This window comes from Actinomadura sp. DC4 (genome assembly GCF_030406325.1).
Classification (GTDB): Bacteria; Actinomycetota; Actinomycetes; order Streptosporangiales; family Streptosporangiaceae; genus Actinoallomurus.
The window spans coordinates 276,119-295,537 of sequence record NZ_JAUEQY010000010.1 but is presented as its reverse complement, the minus strand read 5'-3'; the positions used below and the strand labels follow the sequence as shown (position 1 = coordinate 295,537).

The 19,419-nt window shown below is 72.2% G+C and carries 18 protein-coding genes; 6 read left to right on the top strand and 12 right to left on the bottom strand.

All coding sequences use genetic code 11. The annotated features are described in order from the left end of the window. Positions 1 to 133 precede the first annotated feature (133 nt). On the top strand, positions 134 to 406 hold the full coding sequence (locus QWU11_RS19350) for a hypothetical protein (protein WP_290114185.1): 273 nt from the start codon (positions 134 to 136) through the stop codon (positions 404 to 406). A gap of 95 nt (positions 407 to 501) precedes the next feature. Here the strand turns inward: QWU11_RS19350 and QWU11_RS19345 are convergent, their stop codons facing one another. Then, a complete protein-coding gene (locus QWU11_RS19345; protein ID WP_290114183.1) occupies positions 502 to 2,430 on the bottom strand; it encodes a BTAD domain-containing putative transcriptional regulator in 1,929 nt (642 codons plus the stop codon). 55 nt (positions 2,431 to 2,485) lie between these two features. Between QWU11_RS19345 and QWU11_RS19340 the strand changes: the two genes are divergently transcribed. Continuing rightward, positions 2,486 to 3,358, top strand: a complete 873-nt coding sequence (locus tag QWU11_RS19340) for an alpha/beta hydrolase (protein ID WP_290114181.1) — start codon at positions 2,486 to 2,488, stop codon at positions 3,356 to 3,358. Here the strand turns inward: QWU11_RS19340 and QWU11_RS19335 are convergent. Next, positions 3,347 to 4,639 carry a HAMP domain-containing sensor histidine kinase gene (locus tag QWU11_RS19335; protein ID WP_290114171.1) on the bottom strand — a complete coding sequence of 431 codons (1,293 nt, stop codon included), beginning with the start codon at positions 4,637 to 4,639 and terminating at the stop codon, positions 3,347 to 3,349. The two genes, QWU11_RS19340 and QWU11_RS19335, sit on opposite strands and share 12 nt — an antisense overlap. Next, positions 4,639 to 5,307 (bottom strand): response regulator transcription factor, encoded by a 669-nt coding sequence (locus tag QWU11_RS19330; RefSeq protein WP_290114169.1) that lies wholly within the window; start codon positions 5,305 to 5,307, stop codon positions 4,639 to 4,641. The genes QWU11_RS19335 and QWU11_RS19330 overlap by 1 nt, the downstream gene beginning before the upstream one ends. Before the next feature lie 125 nt (positions 5,308 to 5,432). Here QWU11_RS19330 and QWU11_RS19325 point away from each other — a divergent pair, with 125 nt between their 5' ends. Further along, positions 5,433 to 5,894 (top strand): hypothetical protein, encoded by a 462-nt coding sequence (locus QWU11_RS19325; protein ID WP_290114167.1) that lies wholly within the window; start codon positions 5,433 to 5,435, stop codon positions 5,892 to 5,894. Positions 5,895 to 6,011: 117 nt separating this feature from the next. On the opposite strand, the gene QWU11_RS19320 is transcribed toward QWU11_RS19325, so the two are convergent. Beyond that, the gene (locus tag QWU11_RS19320) at positions 6,012 to 7,322 is read right to left on the bottom strand and encodes a cytochrome P450 (RefSeq protein WP_290114161.1); all 1,311 of its coding nucleotides are present in this window, start codon (positions 7,320 to 7,322) and stop codon (positions 6,012 to 6,014) included. A 461-nt stretch (positions 7,323 to 7,783) separates the two neighbouring features. Here QWU11_RS19320 and QWU11_RS19315 point away from each other — a divergent pair, with 461 nt between their 5' ends. Next, positions 7,784 to 8,425 (top strand): TetR/AcrR family transcriptional regulator, encoded by a 642-nt coding sequence (locus QWU11_RS19315; protein ID WP_290114142.1) that lies wholly within the window; start codon positions 7,784 to 7,786, stop codon positions 8,423 to 8,425. A gap of 53 nt (positions 8,426 to 8,478) precedes the next feature. On the opposite strand, the gene QWU11_RS19310 is transcribed toward QWU11_RS19315, so the two are convergent. The 5 genes from QWU11_RS19310 to QWU11_RS19290 all read right to left on the bottom strand — a co-directional run bounded on the left by QWU11_RS19310 (position 8,479) and on the right by QWU11_RS19290 (position 13,941). Further along, positions 8,479 to 9,279, bottom strand: coding sequence for a TIGR03084 family metal-binding protein (locus tag QWU11_RS19310; protein ID WP_290114133.1), 801 nt, complete (start codon positions 9,277 to 9,279; stop codon positions 8,479 to 8,481). Further along, complete coding sequence (locus QWU11_RS19305) at positions 9,276 to 10,367, bottom strand: carboxymuconolactone decarboxylase family protein (protein ID WP_290114130.1); 1,092 nt, start codon at positions 10,365 to 10,367, stop codon at positions 9,276 to 9,278. The genes QWU11_RS19310 and QWU11_RS19305 overlap by 4 nt, the downstream gene beginning before the upstream one ends. Before the next feature lie 4 nt (positions 10,368 to 10,371). Beyond that, entirely contained in the window at positions 10,372 to 12,027 is a 1,656-nt protein-coding gene (locus QWU11_RS19300; RefSeq protein ID WP_290114123.1) for a GMC family oxidoreductase, read from the bottom strand. Beyond that, a complete protein-coding gene (locus QWU11_RS19295) occupies positions 12,024 to 12,593 on the bottom strand; it encodes a DUF5987 family protein (protein ID WP_290114117.1) in 570 nt (189 codons plus the stop codon). Before QWU11_RS19295 ends, QWU11_RS19300 begins: the two co-directional genes overlap by 4 nt. Before the next feature lie 112 nt (positions 12,594 to 12,705). Continuing rightward, entirely contained in the window at positions 12,706 to 13,941 is a 1,236-nt protein-coding gene (locus tag QWU11_RS19290; protein ID WP_290114115.1) for a carotenoid oxygenase family protein, read from the bottom strand. Between the two features lie 292 nt (positions 13,942 to 14,233). Here QWU11_RS19290 and QWU11_RS19285 point away from each other — a divergent pair, with 292 nt between their 5' ends. Together QWU11_RS19285 and QWU11_RS19280 are read left to right on the top strand one after the other, a co-directional pair. Further along, the gene (locus QWU11_RS19285) at positions 14,234 to 15,775 is read left to right on the top strand and encodes an acyl-CoA carboxylase subunit beta (protein ID WP_290114281.1); all 1,542 of its coding nucleotides are present in this window, start codon (positions 14,234 to 14,236) and stop codon (positions 15,773 to 15,775) included. Between the two features lie 413 nt (positions 15,776 to 16,188). After that, entirely contained in the window at positions 16,189 to 17,010 is an 822-nt protein-coding gene (locus tag QWU11_RS19280) for a ParB/RepB/Spo0J family partition protein (protein ID WP_290114087.1), read from the top strand. On the opposite strand, the gene QWU11_RS19275 is transcribed toward QWU11_RS19280, so the two are convergent. Genes QWU11_RS19275 through QWU11_RS19265 form a run of 3 tightly spaced genes read right to left on the bottom strand, consistent with a single transcriptional unit; the run spans position 17,007 to position 19,419 of the window. Then, a complete protein-coding gene (locus QWU11_RS19275; RefSeq protein WP_290114085.1) occupies positions 17,007 to 18,374 on the bottom strand; it encodes a cytochrome P450 in 1,368 nt (455 codons plus the stop codon). The two genes, QWU11_RS19280 and QWU11_RS19275, sit on opposite strands and share 4 nt — an antisense overlap. After that, positions 18,371 to 18,964 carry a flavin reductase family protein gene (locus QWU11_RS19270; protein WP_290114084.1) on the bottom strand — a complete coding sequence of 198 codons (594 nt, stop codon included), beginning with the start codon at positions 18,962 to 18,964 and terminating at the stop codon, positions 18,371 to 18,373. Before QWU11_RS19270 ends, QWU11_RS19275 begins: the two co-directional genes overlap by 4 nt. Then, positions 18,961 to 19,419, bottom strand: coding sequence for an acyl-CoA thioesterase (locus QWU11_RS19265; RefSeq protein WP_290114061.1), 459 nt, complete (start codon positions 19,417 to 19,419; stop codon positions 18,961 to 18,963). Before QWU11_RS19265 ends, QWU11_RS19270 begins: the two co-directional genes overlap by 4 nt.

The following is a 19,419-nucleotide window of genomic DNA, read 5'->3' as shown; positions in this document are numbered from 1 at the left end:
GGGTTCACATCCTTGTGTGAATGCTGATCACTAGTTCACGGGCAACCGACCGTGCGACACGGCTTCACAAAGCTTACCGTTTGTCATCACGATTATGCTCCCAGATAAAGACGCAGGACAGGAGCACACTCCCATGACGACATGCGCAGCCGACAACTTAGTAACGGATCTTGCAAACGCCCTCAAACGGCAGGGCATGGCGACGGATATCATCGAACCTTCAACGAAGATTAAGGTTTTTTCACCCGCCGGTAACGCCTTCATGGATGAGCTGATCACGCTCAAGCCGGACGCCGACGAGGTGCTCACCTGGTACTGGTCGTGGGACCGACCGATCTGCCCGGCCACTCACCTCGGATCGGCCGTCGAATTAATCAAAAACGTCGTGTCCGGAACACGCGCATGAGCGGCGTTTCGTAGACCTGAATCCGGCTCCCTCAATGCCATGTATTCGCTCCGATAATGACCTGCTTCGGCCACATGAAGGGGGCTCGAGGCCGCCTAGCGGAGCTCGAGATCGGCGAGGTGGCCGGCGACCGGCCCCAGGGTGAGCAGGCCGCTTCCCGCACCGGCCAGTTCTCCGTCCGCCGGGAGCAGCGCGGCGTACGCGCGCTCCATCGTCGCGCGGTCCTCCAGGGCGACGGCCGCCCGGGCGGTCAGGCACCACAGTGCCTCGAATAGCAGGTCACGGGGTGGTTCCGGCACCCGGCGCAGCGCCTCGGCGGCCTCGCCGCGCCGGTGCCGGGACAGCAGCACCAGCGGCCGGGCCCACGGCTCGTACGGGCCCCAGTCCCCTTCGTCGAGAACGGGCAGGGAGTGCCGTACTCGCAGGCAGAGCAGGGCCAGCGGCAGCAGGCCGCGTTCCAGGCCCGGCATGCCCGCGCCGGCGAGCCCCGCCGCCGCGACGCGGTAGGCGGCCTCCGCCGCAGGCGGGGAGTCGGCGAGCCGCAGCGCCCGGTACCAGGAGGTGAAGACCCCGACCAGCGGCAGCTCGTGGCGCTCGGCCAGGCGGTCGGCGGCGGACGCGTGCTCGTCCGCGCCGGGAAAGTCGGCCAGCGCGCCGAGAGCCTGGAGCCGGATGAGGTGGCCGAGGACCTCGTACGTCACCAGGCCGTGCCGCGCGGACAGGGCCACCAGCTCCGCCCCGATCCCGTCCCGCCGCGACGCCAGCCCCGCGCGCGAGAAGCTCTGCATGAACACGCCGTTCAGCGCGAACGCCAGCAGCCCCGGATCGTCCATCCGCCGCGCGATCTCCTCCGCCTCCCTCGCCGCGGAGGACGCGTCGGTGCCGCGTGACTCCAGCGCGACCGTGGCGAGCAGGCGTGCCCGCGCCGCCTCGTGCACGCCCGGCGGCAGGAGCGCGAGGGTGCGTTCGGCGGCGGCCACGACCTGCCCCGCCTGCGCGGGGTCGTCCGAGCGGGTCCAGATCGCCGGGACGTCGTACGCGCCGATCACGCGGGCGGTGAGCTCGGCGTCGCCGAGCTCCTCGGCCGCCGCGATGGCCGCCACACGGTGCGCCCGCGCCGCCTCCAGGCCGGTGCCCCCGGTCACCGCGAGGTTGCGGAGCAGGCCCACGGTCGACTCCAGCCGCGCGCGTGCGCCCGACGCCACCGTACGGTCGTAGGCGGCGGCCGTACGCGCCCACACCCGCGCCGCCGAGTCCGTGCCGTCCAGGTGGCGTTCCTGGTGCAGGATGTCGGTCTCCAGGCGGCGCAGGGACGGCCCCGGGTCCACGCCGAGCTGCTCGACCAGGAGCGTACGTGCCCGGCGGAGCACCGCGAGCGCGTCGCCCTGCCGCCCGGTGCGGTAGAGCGCGAGCGCCAGCAGCCGCCAGGCGTCCTCGCGCCAGGGGTGCTCGGTCACGTGCGCGTCCAGGTCGGGGACCGCCTCGGCGGCCAGGCCCAGGGCGAGCCGGGCCTCGGCCTGCCGCTCGACGGCGTGCAGCCGCAGCTCCGCCAGGCGCGAGCGCTCCGCCCGTGCCCACGGCTCGTCGGCGAACTCGGCGTACGCGGGCCCGCGCCACCACCCCAGCGCTTCGGTGAGCACGCCGAGGCCCTCCTCGTCCGGCGGCGCGGCGGTCACCGTACGTGAGAAACGCCAGGAGTCCACCGCCTCCGGCCCCGCCCGCAGCGCGTACCCCGGTCCTTCGGTGACCAGCAACCGCGCCGGTGTACGGGGCGGGCGCGACGGCTCCAGCGCACGGCGCAGCGCGGCCACGAAGGTCCGTACGGCCCCGGCCGCGCCGGCGGGCGGATCGGCGGCCCACAGGTCGTCGACCAGCAGGGACACCGGGACGACGCGGCGGTTGGCGACGATCAGCCGGGCCAGCACCGCGCGGTGCCGCGGCCCCTTGAGGTTGATCGCGTCCCCGGCGCCGTCCCAGGCCGTCACCGGCCCGAGCACCCCGAAGGCGATCTCACCGCTGCCCACCTGGTCACGGTAGCGCGCTCACCGAACGCTCATCGGCGCCCGCCAGGCTGAGGCCATGAACATCGAAGGCTTCGACTACCAGCGCGTTCCGGTCGCCGGCGGCGTGACCCTGAACGCGGCCGTCGCGGGATCAGGCCGGCCGATCGTGCTGCTGCACGGCTTCCCGCAGACCCATCTGATGTGGCGGCACGTCGCCGCCGACCTCGCGGCCGACCACACCGTGATCTGCCCCGACCTGCGCGGGTACGGCGCCAGCGACAAACCGCCCGCGACGGACGAGATGACGTACGCCAAACGCACCATGGCCGCCGACGTCGTCGCGCTGGCCCGGGCGCTGGGCCACGAGCGCTTCGCGCTGGCCGGGCACGACCGCGGCGCCCTGGTGGCGTTCCGCGCCGGGCTGGACCACCCCGGTGCGATCAGCCACCTGGCCTGCCTGGACGTCCTGCCCACCCTGGACATGTGGGAGGTGATGCACGGGCGGACCGCCGCCGTCGGCTTCCACCTGTACCTCATGGCCCAGCCGCCCGGCCTGCCCGAGCACATGATCGCCGCCGCTCCGGACGCGTTCTTCGGCCACTTCCTCGACCTGTGGGCCAGTGATCCGCAGGTGATCCCGGACGACGTCCGCGCCGCGTACCTGGAGGCCTCCCGTACGGCGGTCACCTCGATCGTCGCCGACTACCGCGCCTCCGCCGGCATCGACGTGGCCCACGACCAGGCCGACCGCGACCGGGGCGACCGGCTGACCATGCCGGTCGCCGTACTCCAGCAGGACTGGGGCGCCGCCCTCGGCTTCGACGCGGCGGAGCTGTGGCGCGCGTGGGCCCCCGACCTGCGGCACGCCACCGTGACCTGCGGCCACTTCATGGCCGAGGAGGCCCCCGCCGACATCGCCAAGACCCTCCGCGACCTGCTAACCCGGTGACGTCGGGAGCACGGCGCGCAGGCAGGCGCCGGGGGCCGGGCGGGCCGCGACGGTGAGGGTGCCCTGGTGTGCGGTGGCGATGTCGCGGGCGATGGCGAGGCCCAGGCCGGAGCCTCCGCTGTCTCTGGCGCGGGCCTGGTCGAGCCGGGTGAACCGGTCGAAGACCACCTCGCGGTGCTCCTCGGGGATGCCGGGGCCGTCGTCGGCGACCTCCAGGGCGGCCGAGGAGCCGTCCGCGGTCAGGCGCACCGTCACGGTGGTGGCCGCGTGGCGGACGGCGTTGTCGACCAGGTTCGCGGTCAGCCGCTTGAGCTGGCCGCCGGAACCGCGTACGAGCACGTCGGAGGCGACGTCCAGGTCGACGGTGACGTCCGGGCGCGGCCGGGGCTGCGCGGCCTCCTCGGCCACCACCTGGCCGAGGTCGACCTCCCGCTCGCGCAGGGGTTCGCCCGCGTCGAGCCGGGACAGCAGGAGCAGGTCGGCGGTCAGCGTCTGGATGCGCTCGACGTCGGTCAGCGCCTGGTCCGCCAGTGCGGGAGCCTCAGCACCGGCCACCTCCAGCCGCGTGCGCAGGATGGCCAGCGGGCTGCGCAGCTCGTGCGCCGCGTCGGCGACGAAGCGTTTGTGCTGCTCGACGGCGGTCTGCAGCCGGTCGAGCGTGGCGTTGACCGTACGGGCCAGGGCCGCGATCTCGTCGCGGGACTCCGGCTCCGGGACCCGCTGATGCAGGTCGTGGGCGGTGATGTCGGCCAGCTTGCCGCGGATCGCCGACACCGGCTTGAGCGCGCGCCCGACCGCGAGCCAGGTGAGCAGGCCGACGAGCAGCAGCAGCGCCGGGACGCCGGGCAGCAGCAGGCTCCACAGGGTCACGATCGCCTGCCGCGTCGGCGCGAGGGAGGACCGGCCCTGGACGAGCACGCTCCCGCCCCGGCCGTCCACCTGTTCCATGGCCACGGTGTAGCCGGCCCCGGACTTCCAGACCGAGCCGGTCGAGTTCGAGCTGAGCACCTGGACGTCGCCGTCCGGAGGGAGGCCCATCCCGGCCGACCCGGGAGGCGCCGGCGGGGCCCCGGGCCCGCCGACCTTCACCGCGGTGGCGACCGCCTTGGCCTTGTCGGCGGCCTCGGCCCGCGCGCTCTTCTCCAGGCTGCCCTGCAGGACCAGGAGCAGGACGGTCGAGGCCACGCCCAGCGCCACGGCCACGGTCAGCATCGCCGCGGCGGTGGCCCGCAACCGTACGCCGCCGAAGCGGGGCAGCCGCACTCTCGGGAGCGATCGCATCAGGCCTCCAGCCGGTAGCCGGCCCCGCGTACGGTGACCAGGCTCGTACGCCCGAACGGTTTGTCGATCTTGCGACGCAGGGCGCTGATGTAGACCTCGACGATGTTGGAGTCCCCGTCGTAGGCGAAGTCCCACGCCTGCGACAGGAGTTCGGTCTTGGTGACGACATCACCGGCCCGGCGGGCCAGGCCGTGCAGGATCGCGAACTCCTTCGGCGTCAGCGCGATCTGGGTGTCCCCCCGGCTGCAGCGCAGCCCGGCCGGGTCGACCCTGAGATCCCCGACGGAGATGACGGCCGGACGCTCGCGGATGCCCCGGCGCAGCAGCGCGCGCAGCCGGGCGAGCAGCACCACGTACGAGAAGGGTTTGGACAGGAAGTCGTCCGCGCCGATGTCGAGCGCCTGCGCCTCGTCCTGTGCGGTGTCCTTCGCCGTGAGCATCAGGATCGGCGTCCAGATCTCGGCCGTACGGAGCCGGGCGCACAGTGTGTTGCCGTCCAGGAGCGGCAGCATCACGTCCAAGACGATGACGTCATAGGCGTTCTCGGTCGCCATCCACAGCCCTTCCCGCCCGTCGTGGGCGAGGTCGACCGCGAACCCTTCCCGCTCCAGACCGTCCTTCAGGAGTTCGGCGAGGCGTCGTTCGTCTTCCACCACCAGTATGCGCACGGCCCCAGCGTGATGGGCACTACCTAAAGCCACCATGAAAGAACGCCGAAAGCCACTCATCGTGCCTTCAGGTCCTCCACACGAGACTCCGGGTTGTCTCATCCGACTCCCATCTCGGAGGAACCATGAAGAAGAAGCTCGCCGCCGCCTGCCTCCTGGCGGGCGGCATCGCCCTGACGGGACTGTCCGGCTCGGCCTTCGCCCAGGGCGGGTCCGCGACGACGACCGCGAAGCCCGGCGTGCCCAAGGGCAAGGGCGTCTCCGGCGTCATCTGCGCCGGCAAGGCCGGGCACATCAAGGGCCGGCCGGAGAAGGGGACCGTGACCAGCAAGGAGCCGGGCAGGCTCCCGGGCCTCCCGAAGCCGGTCAAGGGCGGCAGCCTCAAGGTGATCAAGGACGGTGGCGGCAAGGCGGTCAAGGGAGAGGGCGGCAAGACGCTCCCGGCCCCGCCGCCCGGGGGCGTCAAGATCACCGCGCGAACCGGCCCTGACGGCACGGTGAAGATCGGGAAGCTGCCGAAGGGCGTCCACTGCTCGGTCGTGAAGCCCGGCGCCGACGGCACCCTCCCGACCCCGCCCGCCGGCTGACGCGGCGGGACCGTCCCCGAACCCCTCGTCCCCAGCACCGGAGCGCGAAGGACGGCGGGGCCTTGAGACGGCCCTGGCCGAGGCAGGTCCGCCGGGCGGCGCATCCCGGCGGACCGCTCAGCCCGTCTCCCCCGCCCACCACCGGCCCAGGCGGCGGCGCCAGCCCTCCGGCTCCGGGGGCACCGGGGCCTCCGGCACGGGGACGGCCGGGGCGGGAGGCGGGGCGGGTGTCTCCTCACGCGAGGCCGGAGCGGCTCCGGGGATGGCCGGGAAGCGCACCGGCAGCGACGACAGGGCACGCTGGATGAAGCCGGGCCGCCAGACCAGTTCCTCGACGGGGACGGCCAGTTCCATGTCGGGCAGCGCGTCCAGGAGCTTCTCGATGGCGACCGTGGAGAGAAGCCGTGCGTGGCCCTGCGCCGGGCAGGTGTGCGGGCCGATGCCCCAGGACAGATGGGCGCGGTTGCCCGCCCGGTGGTCGCTGAGCGTCGAAGGGTCGTTGTTGGCCGCCGCGAAGCTGATGACGACCGGCTCGTGGGCGGGCAGTTCGACCCCGTGGAAGGAGATCGGCTCCACGGGATAGGTGACCCCGAAGTTGGCCAGCGGCGGATCCACCCACAGCACCTCGTCGAGCGCGTCCTCGACGGTGAGGCTGCCGTCGGAAAGGTCGCCGCCGAACCGATCGTCGGACAGCAGCAGCCGCAGTGTGTTGGCGATGAGGTTCTGGGCGAGCTCGCTGCCGGCGCCCACGAGCATCACGAGCTGGTGCGCCACCTCCTCGTCCGTGAGCCCGGCCGGGTGGTCCATCAGCCACGTCGTCACGTCCGGGCCGGGGTTCTCGCGCTTGAGCGCCATGAGTTCGAGGACGGCGAGGCCGAGATTCATGTTGGCCTCTTCGGAGTTCTCCCACTTGAGGACCTCCTGGATCGCCGCGACCATGCGGTCGCCCAGATCGGCCGGGCAGCCGCACAGCAGGTTGAACACCAGCAGCGGGAGGATCACCGCGTAGTCGGTGAGCAGGTCCGCGTCGCCCCGGGGGCCGATGCGGGCGATGAGCGTGTCCGCGCTGCGTTCGACGAACTCGCGCAGCACGGTCGGCTCGACCCGGTCCAGGCTGTCGGTCACGGCGTCCCGCAGCCGGGACCGCAGCGGGTCGTCCGTCAGGTTGCAGGTCGGCCGGTACGCCATGATCGGCAGAATCGGGCAGTCCGGTGGGATGCCCTGCTGCCATCTGCGGGCGTCACGCGGAAACCGGTTCGGGTCGCGCAGCACCTCCAGCGCCGCGTCGTAGCCGGTCACGAGCATGCCCGGAACTCCCGGGGACAGCTCGACCGGCGCGACGGACCCGTGCGAGCGCAGTTCGGCGTACACGCGCCCGGGGTCGGCGGCGAACTCCGGTCCGTAGATGGGAATGCGGCCGTGTTTCACTGGGCAATCGAGTGGCGACGCTTCGGAGTCGCGCGAGGTCATAAGTGCTCCTGATCGGCGCGGCGAAGCGCCGAGTCGAGCCGGGGCCGGCGCCCCGCCGCCATAGCGGGGTCAGAAGTCGCGGCGATCGTCGGGCCGCGAACCGAAGGCCGCAACGTTACAAGCGGTGATCACTCGGTGGCAATCGATAGCGTCAATGCCGGAGTGATGATTCGGCGGCCGTGCGCTCCGTTGTGGAAACGTTCCAACCAGGTGCGCACAACGGGAGACGGGGCGCGCGGGGATGCTTGGTTATTCTCAAGAATCATGATCTACCCAGCCAGTGAGGCCGCGAAGGTCCCGTTAGGGACCGGCCGCACGGGCTGTCGCTGTGACCGAACGGGTTCCGCACGGCTCCCTGGCGAGCGTGCAGAGTGGACGTGATCATGAGCCCCCGCCGTTCCAATCCTCAGGTGCGCCCCATGCTGGTGGACATCGCCGCCCGGCTGTTGCTGGAGGAAGGACCCCAGTCGCTGTCCACCCGGCGTATCGCCTCCGAGGCGGGCTGCTCCACGATGGCCGTCTACACGCACTTCGGCGGCATGAGCGGGCTCATCCGCGAGATGGTGCACGAAGGGTTCTCCCGGCTGCAGAACCATTTCTCGCGCGTACGGGAGACCGACGACCCGGTCTCGGACATGGCGCTGCTCGGGCGGGCGTACCGGCGCAACGGAATGGCCAATCCCCACCTGTACGCGGTGATGTTCGGGGCCTCCTCGATCAGCGGTTTCTCCCTTTCCCGTACGGACCGGCAGTACGGCCGCTACACCCTCGGCTCGGTCATGCGCTGCGCCGAACGCTGCATCTCCCACGGGCGGTTCCTGACCGATGAGCCCGAACTCGTCGCGCACCAGATGTGGATCGCCATCCACGGCCTCGTGACGCTCGAGCTCGGGGAGTACCTCATCGCCCCCTACACCGCCGACCGCTGCTTCGAGGTCCAGCTCACCGGGCTGATGGTGAGCGTGGGCGACAGCTGGGAGGCGGCGGCGGAGTCCGTGGCGCGGTCCCAGCCCCGCCTGAGCGTCGAGGTCGAGCAGGAGGGCGCCGGCGCCTGGCGCTGACGGCGAAACGTGCCGGCACCGTCGCGACGGTGCCGGCACGCGGGTGTCAGGCGTCAGGCGTCCAGGTCGGCGAACTGGCCGGGGCGGCGTCCCTCGCCGGCCGGACCGCGGTACGCCTGGGCGATGTCCAGCCACGTGTCGGCGTCCTCGCCGGTGGCCACGATCTTGAGGTCGTCGCGGTGCCGCCGGCGGGTCACCAGCAGGCAGAAGTCGACGGCCGGGCCGGTCACCGACTGCTCGGCGTCCTCCGGGCCGAACGCCCACACCTCGCCCGACGGCGCGGTCAGCTCGAACCGGAACTGCGTGTCCGGCGGGGTCAGGCCGCGCGCCTGGTAGCCGAAGTCCCACACGAGGATCGCGAAGCCGACCAGGTGCTGGATCCGGTCGGTGTACTCACGCCGTATTCTCAGCGCGTCCGCGATGTCCTGCCCGTGCCCGAACAGCTCCATGATCCCGGCGCAGGCCAGCACGAAGGCGGGGATCGGCCGGACCAGCCACGGCACGATCTTGTCCGGCGGCAGGGCGCTCAGCGCCTCGACCGTGGTGTCGCGCTCGTCCCGCCAGCGCTGGAGGAGCTCGGCCGGGTCGTCCATGTACTCCTCGATGGCGGCGTTCACCGCGGCGTTCAGGCCCTTCGAGGCGCGCTCGACGATCGCCTGGAACTCCTCGCCGTCGGCGGCGGCCGCGCCGGCCAGGTGAAAGATGAACGCCAGGTGGGCCACCTGGTTCGCGACCGTCCAGCCGGGCGCGGGGGTCGGCAGGTTCCACTGCGCCTTGTCGAGGCGGGCCACCATCGCGTCGAGCTCCTCGCTCTCGGCGGCCAGGTCGGTGAACACTTGTGCCAGGTCACTCATTGTTCTGTCCTCTCTCCGGTGTTCGTGACATCTCGCTCGGGCCGCAGGCGGCTCCCCACCTCGCGCGCCGCCGCCATGGCCGCCCACGAGGTGAGGCCGATCAGCGCCGCGTCATCGGGCCGGTCCCGGCGGAACTCCTCCACCACCGATCCGCCGACCTGGTAGGAGGCCATCGCGGTGAGCAGCGCGAGCCGGCCCGCCGCCCGTTCGCCCTCCAGAAGGCCCGCGACCGCCTCGTCGGCCCAGCCGCTCGACAGGCCCGGCGGCTCGCCGTCCCAGGCGGCCAGGCGCGCCAGCGTCAGCTCACGTACGGCGCCGGGCACCGCGGTCTCGCCCGCCGCCTCGATCGCCGCCGCGGACCGGGCGAGCCCGTCGGCGACGTGCCGGGTGCCGGCCGCCCACGACAGGTCGCCGGGCAGCGGCGCCTCCGGCAGCAGGTCGAGTGAGGCGCCGGGCTCGCAGAACCGCTGCGCGGCGGGCCGCACCATCCGGCCGGCCAGCCGCCGCAGCCGAGGCCGTACGCCCGCGGGCACCTGGTCCGGGAAGGGCGACGCGGTCAGGAAGACGTTCACGATGCGGTTCAGGTAGTGGAAGACGACGGCCACGCCCGCGAACTCCGGAAGCTGCCCGGAGGGGAACGGGGCCGGCGACGTGGACGGCCGCCCGGCCGCCCACGCCCAGCCGGCGATCGCGCGCAGGCGGGCGTCGCCGACCTCGTCGAGCCGCCCCTCCGCCACGGCCGTCGCGTCATCGGCGCTCGTCAGCCCGTACAGCGTCGAGCCGTGCACGTCGACGCAGTACGGGCAGCCGTTGCCGAGTGAGACGGCGGCGGCCACGACCTCCTTGGCCGTACGGTCCGCGTGCCCGCCGGCGACCAGCGTCTCGCGCAGCATCACCCAGGAGGCGGCGAGCAGCGCGGGCGCCGGCGCGTGCAGGCTCACCGGCGGCGCCAGCAGGCCGAAGTCCTCTTCGACCTGGGCGTACACCCGGCCGACGAGCGGGTCCGCGCCGTCCGGCGACACCGGGGTCAGGTGTTTGATCTGCATCCGCGCGCCCCGGCGGGCGGCGCGGGTGACGAGGCCGCTCATCGCGTTACTCACGGACCAGGCCGCCGACCAGCGGAGCCGTGGCGCGCCGCGCGCTGGTGGAGCCGTCGGGCGCGGGGGCGCCGTACGTGACGTCGATGCCGCGCCGCTGCGCCGCCCGTACGATCCCCGGCATGGCGCGCTCGGCGAGCGCCGAGATGGTCATGGCCGGGTTGACGGTCAGCGCGCCCGGGACGGCCGAGCCGTCGGTGACGAAGATGCCCGGGTGGCCGCGTAACTCGTGGCCGTCGTCGAGCGCGGAGGTGGCGGGGTCGTCGCCGATCCGGCAGGACGCGAGCGGGTGCACGGTGTACGCGCCGACCAGGTCGTTGGTCCAGGGCGCGACCTTGGCGAGCCCGTCGCGTTCGAGGACGTCGCGGATGACGCCGTCGGCCGGGGCCCAGGCCGACGCGGTGTTGAGCGTCGGCCGGTAGCTGAGGTTGCCGCGGCCGAGCATCTGCTGGGAGATCCGCATGGCGTTGCCGGTGCCGGGCGGCGGGCCGAAGACGCCCTCGTTGTCGTCCTCGATCATGATGAAGATGGTCAGCCACGACTGCCAGCGCCGCAGGACCTCCTTCTTGTCCAGGCCGAACCAGCTCGGCCCCTCGGCGCCGGGGACCTGGGCGAGGATGGTACCGAGGCCCGGCGGGAAGTAGAGCTGTTCGAGGGAGAACCGGGAGAACTCCGGCAGCGACCCGTCGAGGCGGTCCCAGTTGGCGACCACGGGCCCCTTGCCGATCTGGTTGGCCTCGTACGCCTTGCCGTCGCCGCGCGAGAGCCCGAGCACGTCGCGTACCCGGTCCTCGTCGATGATCGCGGTGTTGAGACGCTCGCCGTTGCCGGAGAAGTAACGCCCGACCGCGTGCGGCATCGGCCCGAGGTCGGCCGCGCTGCGCTGCAGGATCACCGGCGTCGCGCCGGCGCCCGCCGCCAGGATGACGATCTTGGCCTCGATCGTGCCGCCGCCGGTGGTGATCCGGTAGTCCTCGTCGTCGATGGTGTTGTAGTGGACGCGGTAGCCGCCGTCGTCGGTGCGCGTCAGTTTCTGCACCTCGTGGAGCGGCCGGATCTCCGTCCCGTGCGCGAGCGCGGCCGGGAGGTAGTTGTAGAGCAGGGACCGCTTGGCCTCGAACCGGCAGCCGGCCATCATCCAGTTGCAGTTGACGCACTTGGCGTTGTCGACGGCGACCGGCACGGGGTTGGCCGTGAGACCCGCGTGGTCGCAGGCCGCCGCCCAGAGGCCGCCCGGGTAGGACACGTCGTTCCAGTCCTGCGTGGTCACGGGCAGCGCCTCTGCCACCCGGTCGTACCAGGGCTCGAGCGCGTCGCGGTCGATCGTCTTCGGCCACATCCGCCGGCCGATGCTGCCCCGCCGCTCGAAGATGAACCTGGGGGCGCGGGGCATCGCGGCGAAGTAGACGACGCTGCCGCCGCCGACGCAGTTGCCGCCCAGCACGCTCATCCCGTCGCCGACGACGAAGTCGAAGATCCGGGTGTAGGAGGATCCGAGCTTGTAGTCGTGCTCGAACTCCTCGCTCTCCAGCCAGGGCCCGCGCTCCAGCATCACGACCTTCGCGCCGCCCGCCGACAGGTGGTACGCGGCGATCGCCCCGCCGAAGCCGGTGCCGATCACAAGGACGTCCGTACGTTCGACTGCGCTCATCCGAGGCTCCCCGATGCGTCAGTGTCCGGGTGTGTGGCCGCCAGCCGGCGCCCGTAGGAGTAGTCGGGGAACCGCCACAGCCCGTCCGGGTCCGGGAGGGTGATGCCCAGCGCCGCCAGTCCCGGGTGCCCGGCGGCGATGGCGTCGACCGTGTGCATGTGGGCCCCGGTGTCGTAGGCCATGTTGCTGAACAGCGCGAGCAGCACCCAGACCTCCTTCTCCGGGTGGCCCGGGGCCGTCAGCGCGGCCACCAGCGCGGTGCGGTCGGCGAAGGGCAGGGCGGCGAAGGGCGGAACCGCGTCGCCGAGGGTCAGGTCGTGCTGGTCCGCGTAGGCCAGCGCGTGCTCGTTCAGGTCGTGGACGAGCACGTCCAGGTCGTGCGATATGCCGGTGGCGGGGGTCTCCAGTAACTCAACCGCCCCGGCCTGAACCGCTCCGGGCCCATCTCCGGCACCCGCGATCGCGACATCGTCCGGTCCCCGTTTGTCCCCAGGAATGATCGTGTCGGCGAACGCCTCCAGCGTCATCGTCCTGGCTTCGTACTCATCCGATGGATGCGGTCGCACTTGTCAGCTCCCGTCGCCCGAGAAAGGCCATTTCACGCGTTCACCCATCGTCCATGCCGCCATCGGCGCGGATCATCTCCAGGAATGCCCGGTAGGAGAACGGCGCGGCCATTCAAAAGAACTCGGCGAACGAGGTTCGCCAAGCGGCATGGTCGTTTCCGGGGCGGGCGGAGCCGAGCCACGTCGTACGGCCCTCCGGCGGCAGGGCCACCGGCAGGCTCACGGTCGCCCGCGGCGGGCCGGCCAGGTCGAGGGCGTCGAACACCATCAGGTCGCCGCGGTGCCGGCCCGGGTCCTCGACCGCGAGGACCAGCCATCCGGCGCCCTCGGTGGCGTCGTCCGCGCGGGGGACGAAGACCGGCCGTCCGGGCACCAGACCGGCCGGGAACTCCCACGACCGGAGGGTTCCGGTCCGCAGGTCGAGGCGGCTCAGCGCGGCGCCGGTGGCGCCGAAGAGATAGCGGTGCCGCCGCCCGTACACCCTGTCGTCCACGATCGCCGCCTCCGGCGGGAGCCCCGGGGCCGGTACGGGCACGAGCGGGCGCGTCCGCACCGCGCCCGAGCGCAGGTCGAGCGTCCAGCGGCGCAGGCACGGCGGGCCGGCCGGGCCGTGCGCGTCGAAGGCGCGGGTGTACGCCGTCGCGTCCAGGACGACGCGGTCGCCCTCGTCGTAGGCGTTCGCGGCGTGGAAGACGTAGCAGGGGTCCACGGCGAACCACCGGGGCTCGGCGGTGCGGCGCCGGCGCAGGAGCAGGCCGATCCGGGCGGGCCGCCGCGCCCGCCAGGAGTAGGGGAAACGCGCCCCGACCAGCGCCGCCGCGTCGTCGTAGCAGACGGGCAGGTCGAGCACGACGACGAATCGGCGGGTGAGCGCCATGGCGTGCATCAGCGGCGCGCCGTCCAGCGCGAACGGCGTGGCGCGCAGGATCTCCCCGCCCGGGTCGACGACGACGTGCTCGGCGTAGCCGAGACCCGGGTGGCAGGCCACCGTGTGCCACAGCGGCGACCCCGCCTCACGGACGGGACGGGCCACCGTCATGGCCGGCCCGCCGGGACCCGCGAGCCACACCGACGGCGCGATCGCCGGCACCGGCCCCAGGGTCTCCGCGCGCAGGACGCCGCGGAACCAGCGGGCGCCGCCGTCCTCGACGCGCACGCCCGCGAACGTGCACGGTCCGGCGGCGGCCTGCCGGCCGCCGGGCGGCAGGGAGGCGGCCGGATGCGGGACCGCCTGCAGGAAGCAGCCGCCGAGCTCGGGCGGGAGCACACCGTCCACCGGCAGGCGGCCCTCTGACAAAGCGTGGGCAAGGGACCGGGCCGATGCCGGACCGCGTTCTTTGACGGCCATCGCGAGACCCTCCTCGGCGGCATATCCACATTCCATATCAGTGTTGTACTACGAAGTTTCCGGCACATATTTCTCGCAGATTGCCGCACCCGTGACGCCGTGAAATCCGATCGCAATTCGGAGGAAGCGTCACGCGTCCGCGCCAGATGATGATTCGTTGGTAACAACGGTGACCACAGGGGGAACGGTGAGCGCATCGGAACCGGACTTCGTCCGGGTGCCCGTGCTCCGTCCGAACCGGAGACGGCTGAACGGCGACGCCGCGAAGCCGCCCGAGCCGCCGGAGCGGTCGATGCCGCTGCTGCGCGAGCAGCGCGCGGCCCTGCGCGAGGAGACGGCCACCGGGAACCGCCGGGCGGTCCAGCGGCAGCACGCGCTGGGCAAGCGCACCGCGCGCGAGCGGCTCGGCCTGCTGCTGGACGAGGACTCCTTCGTCGAGATCGGCACGTACCGGCGGCACCAGGCCCAGGGGCTGAAGATGGGCGGGAGCCGCCCGTACACCGACGGGGTGATCACCGGCTCCGGCACCGTGGACGGGCGGCAGGTCTTCGTCTACGCCCAGGACTTCACGATCTTCGGCGGCTCGCTCGGGGCGGCCCACGCGGCGAAGATCCACCGGCTGATGGATCTGGCGCTGGAGGCCGGCGCGCCGCTCATCGGCCTCAACGACAGCGGAGGAGCGCGGATCCAGGAGGGCGTCGGGGCGCTCGACGGGTACGGCGGGATCTTCCACCGCAGTGTCCAGGCGTCCGGCGTGATCCCGCAGATCAGCGTCGTGCTCGGCCCGTGCGCGGGCGGCGCGGCCTACTCGCCCGCGCTCGCCGACGTGACCTTCATGGTCTGGGACACCGCGCAGCTCTACCTGACCGGGCCGGACGTCGTGGAGGCGGTGACCGGCGAGCGGGTGACGCACGCCGAGCTCGGCGGCGCGGAGGTCCACGGCACCCACTCGGGTGTGGCCACCTTCGTGCACGAGGACGAGGAGAGCTGCCTGGCCGACGTGCGCCATCTCCTGTCGCTGCTGCCGAGCAACAACCTCGAACCCCCGCCGGCCGCGGAGGAGCGCGGCGCGACGACCGACGAGAGGCCGCGGCTCGCGGAGATCGTCCCGGTCGAGGCCGGGAAGCCCTACGACATGCGGGCGGTCGTCGCCGAGATCGTGGACGACGGCGACTTCCTGGAGTTCCACACGGAGTGGGCGCGGAACGTCGTCTGCCTGCTGGCCCGCGTCGACGGCGAGGTGGTGGGGGTCGTCGGCAACCAGCCCATCGTGCTCGCCGGCGTCCTCGACGCGGACGCGGCGCAGAAGGCCGCACGGTTCGTACGGTTCTGCGACGCCTTCGGCATCCCGCTGGTCACCCTCGTCGACGTGCCCGGCTTCCTGCCCGGCGCCGACCAGGAGCGCGCGGGGGTCATCCGGCACGGCGCCAAGCTGCTGTACGCCTACTGTGAGGCGACCGTGCCGCGCGTCCAGGTCATCATCCGCAAGGCGTACGGCGGCGCGTACATCGTGATGGACTCCCACTCGATCGGCGGCGACCTGTCACTGGCGTGGCCGACGAACGAGATCGCGGTGATGGGCGCCGAGGGAGCGGTCAACGTCATCTTCCGCAAGGAGCTGGCCGCCGCGGCCGACCCCGACGGGCTGCGCGCCGAACTCGTCGCGGAGTACACCGAGCAGCTCGCGCATCCCTACCACGCGGCCGAGCGGGGGTTCGTCGACGACGTGATCGACCCCGCGCAGACCCGTGCGGCGGTCGCCCGCGGACTCGTCATGCTGCGTGACAAGCGCACCGCGCCGCCGCGTCGCAAGCACGGCAACATCCCGCTTTAGCCCGGCCGGCCCGCCGACGGCGGATTTCCGGCTGTCAACGCTGTTCACGACCATTTAACGAACGCCTGCGAGTCGACGCACCGACGTGAGCACGGCCGCTGTCCACGCCATTCCGGCTGCTTGCACGAACTGGACAGACATGTATCTTTGAGGCAAAAGCCATCACGAAGGGTAAGTCAGATTTAAATTACACCGTTATAAATCTATTGGTGGTGGAAATGGCAAATGCCGAACAAGATGCCGGATCGGGTTCGGCTGATTCTGCCATGGCGGACGACGACGCGACCCCCCGGCCTCCACTGCCGTCGGCGACGGCGAGGATACCCGTCGACCGGCTTCTTCCCGCGTTCTCTCCCCGCGTGGGAGGGGAGGACGAGGAGCATATTCTCCGCCTCGCCGAAACGGAGGCGCCTTTGCCCCCGATTCTGGTGCACCGATCCACGATGCGGGTGATCGACGGCATGCACCGGGTACGCGCCGCCGTACTCAAAGGATGCCGGGAGATCGATGTCGCGTATTTCGAGGGAAGTGAGGACGAGGCGTTCGTGCTGGCGGTACGGGAGAACATCTCGCACGGCCTGCCGCTCTCCCTCGACGACCGCAAAGCCGCGGCGAGCCGCATCATCAGCTCCCATCCGCGGCTGTCCGACCGCGGCATCGCCGCCTACACCGGGCTCTCCGGCAAGACCGTGGCGGCCATCCGCCGCCGGGCCCGCGCCGACGCCCCGGAGTCGGCCCCGCGGATCGGCACCGACGGCCGGGTGCGCCCGCTGACCGCCACCGAGGGCCGGCGCCGCGCGTCCGAGCTGATCGAGGCGCACCCCCACGCACCGCTGCGGGAGATCGCCAAGGCGGCGCAGGTCTCGCTGGGGACAGCGCACGACGTGCGCAAACGCATGCGCAGCGGGCTGGACCCCGTACCCCCCAAGGTACGGGCCGCGGACGGCGAGACGCTCCCGCCGGCGCCGCCCCGCCGGACCCCCGAGCGGCTCAAGAGCCTGGGCGCGATGGTGGAGAGCCTGGCGCGGGACCCGTCACTGCGCCAGACCGACCACGGGCGCGAGCTGCTGCTGCGCCTGCGCGCGAGCGTGCTGACCCCGGAGGACTGGGCCCGGCTCATCGCGGCGGTCCCGGCGCACTGCACGGAGGGTGTGGTGGAGATCGCCCGGCAGTGCGCCGAGACCTGGAACAGGTTCGCCGACGAACTCGACGGCCGTCCGGCGCTCCCGGGCTAACCGGCCGCGTGCACGGTCATCGGGAGGCCACCGCGCACCCGGAGGGACAGCATCGCCTCGGGCCGGGCCGTGTGGCCGGGCGGCAGGCTCAGCCGTACGTCACGTGCCGCCAGGGCCAGCACGAACGTGGCCTCCATCAGGCCGAGATGGTTACCGACGCAGAACCTCGGCCCGGCGCCGAACGGGATGTAGGCGTACCGCGGGCGGTCCGCCGCGACGTCCGGGGCGAACCGGTCGGGGAGGAAGCGGTCCGGCTCGGGCCAGAACGCCGGATGCCGGTGCAGGGTGTACGGGCAGATGAGGACGTCGGCGCCGGCGGGCACGCGGTACCCGCCCACCTCATCCTCCTCCTGCGCCTGCCGCGTGAGGATCCAGACCGGCGGATAGAGGCGCATGACCTCCTGGATGACCATGTTGGCGTAAGTCAGCCGGGTCAGGTCCTCATACGTCGGCAGGCGGTCGCCGAGCACCTCGACGGCCTCGGCGCGCAGCCGGTCCCGTACCTCCGGATGCTTGTCGAGCAGGTAGAACGCCCAGCTCAACGTCGACGCCGTCGTCTCGTGCCCGGCCAGCAGCAGGGTGATCAGCTCGTCGTCCATCCGCTGGCGGCGCACGTGGACGTCGCTCTCCTGCCGGGTGGAGCTGATCAGCCGGGTGACCACGTCGTCCCCGGGCCCCGTACGGTCGATCATCACGAGCCGGTCGGCGACCCCGCGAAGTTGCCGGCGGGCGCGGCGGAACCGCACCTGCTTGGGGAGCGGGATCCACGTCGGCACCATGCTCAGCGACACCATCTCGAACATGGCCTGGTCCTGCACGGCCTCGAACGCGTGGCCGACGGAGCCGAAACCACCGAGGTCGGCGTCGAGGAGCGTACGCCCGAGCACACCGAGCGTGAGCCCGGTCATCTCCTCCACCACGTCGACCGGCGCGCCGTCCTGGCGGGCGCGAAGCCGGCCCACGAGACCGGCCGCCTCCTCGGCGACGACGTCGGCCTGCCGGGCGATCCGCTTGGCCTGGAAGACCGGCTGGATCGCCGCGCGCTGCTTACGCCACAGCTCGCCCTCGCTGGTCAGCAGGCCGTCGCCGAGGGCGCGTTTGGCCTGGATGAGCCCGATGCCCTTGTGGTACGCGCCGCTGTTGTCGGCCAGGACGTGCTTGGCGTGGTCGGGGTGGTTGAAGAAGTACAGCGTCTTCGGCCCGATGCGCAGCCGCGCCGCGTCGCCGTACTCCTCGGCGGCGGCGTTCATCAGCGCGAGCCGGTCCCGTACGAGCCAGGCGAACAGCCGCGGCGTCGCCCGGCGGGGCGGCCCCGGGGGCACTCGCCGGCCGGCGAGTGCGGCCTCGCGGTCGGCGACGCTCATGCCGACACCTCACTGCGGTCGAGGTCGAGATGGCAGAAGCGCCCGTCGAAGAAGGCCAGGACCTCGCCGTCGGCGCGCCGGTCCAGCGAGAGCAGCCGGCCCAGGAAGATGGTGTGGTCGCCGCCGTCGTAGCTGCGCCACACCTCGCACTCCAGGCTCGCCAGCGCGTCGCTGATCAGCGGGACCCCGGTCAGCGGGCCGGGGCGCCAGTCCACGGTGTCGAACTCGGCCGTGCCGAGCACCCGCCAGCGGTCGGCGAAGTGCCGGGCGACGGCCTCCTGCTCACCGGCCAGCACCGAGACGCCGAAGTGGCCGGTGGTGCCGAGGACGCGGTGCATGACGGCGTCATGGTCGATGCAGACCAGGACGAGCGGCGGGTCGAGGGAGACCGAGGTGAAGGCGTTCGCGGTCATCCCGTGCGGGGCCTCGTCGCCCTCGGCGGTCACCACCGTGACACCGGTCGCGAACGCGCCGAGCACCGTGCGTAAGGCCTTCCGGTCGCCCACGTCGTACGCGGACCGGCCGTCCGGCTCGGGCCGGGCGGCCGGGGAACGCCCGGCCGCCGATGAGATTCGGGACACGTCGGTCACGCCACTCTCCCCACTCCGGCGGGATCCGCCGTCTCGTACGGTTTGAGCGCCTCCACCAAGGAGTCGGGCACCGAGGCGGGGACCGTCTGGGTACTCGGCCCGCGCATGCAGGCCACTCGCTGGCGGCCGCGGGCGACGAGTATCTCCTCGCCCTCGCGGTCCAGATGCACATAGTCGAAGCCGAACTCGAGCTGGGTCTGCGCCCGCTCGATCAGCCGCATGCGGATGGACAGCTCGTCGAACGCGGTGATCTCGGCGAAGAACTCGCAGTCGACCTTCAGCGTGAACAGCTTCAGGTCGTCCTGGATCTCCGCGAGGACCTCCGGGGCGCGCTCCTTGAGGAACAGCTCCCGGCACCGCCCCTGCCATCGCAGGTAGTTGACGTAGTAGACGTTGCCGACGAGGTTGGTCTCCTCGAAACCGACCGTGTGCAGGTACTCGAAATAGTTCCCCAT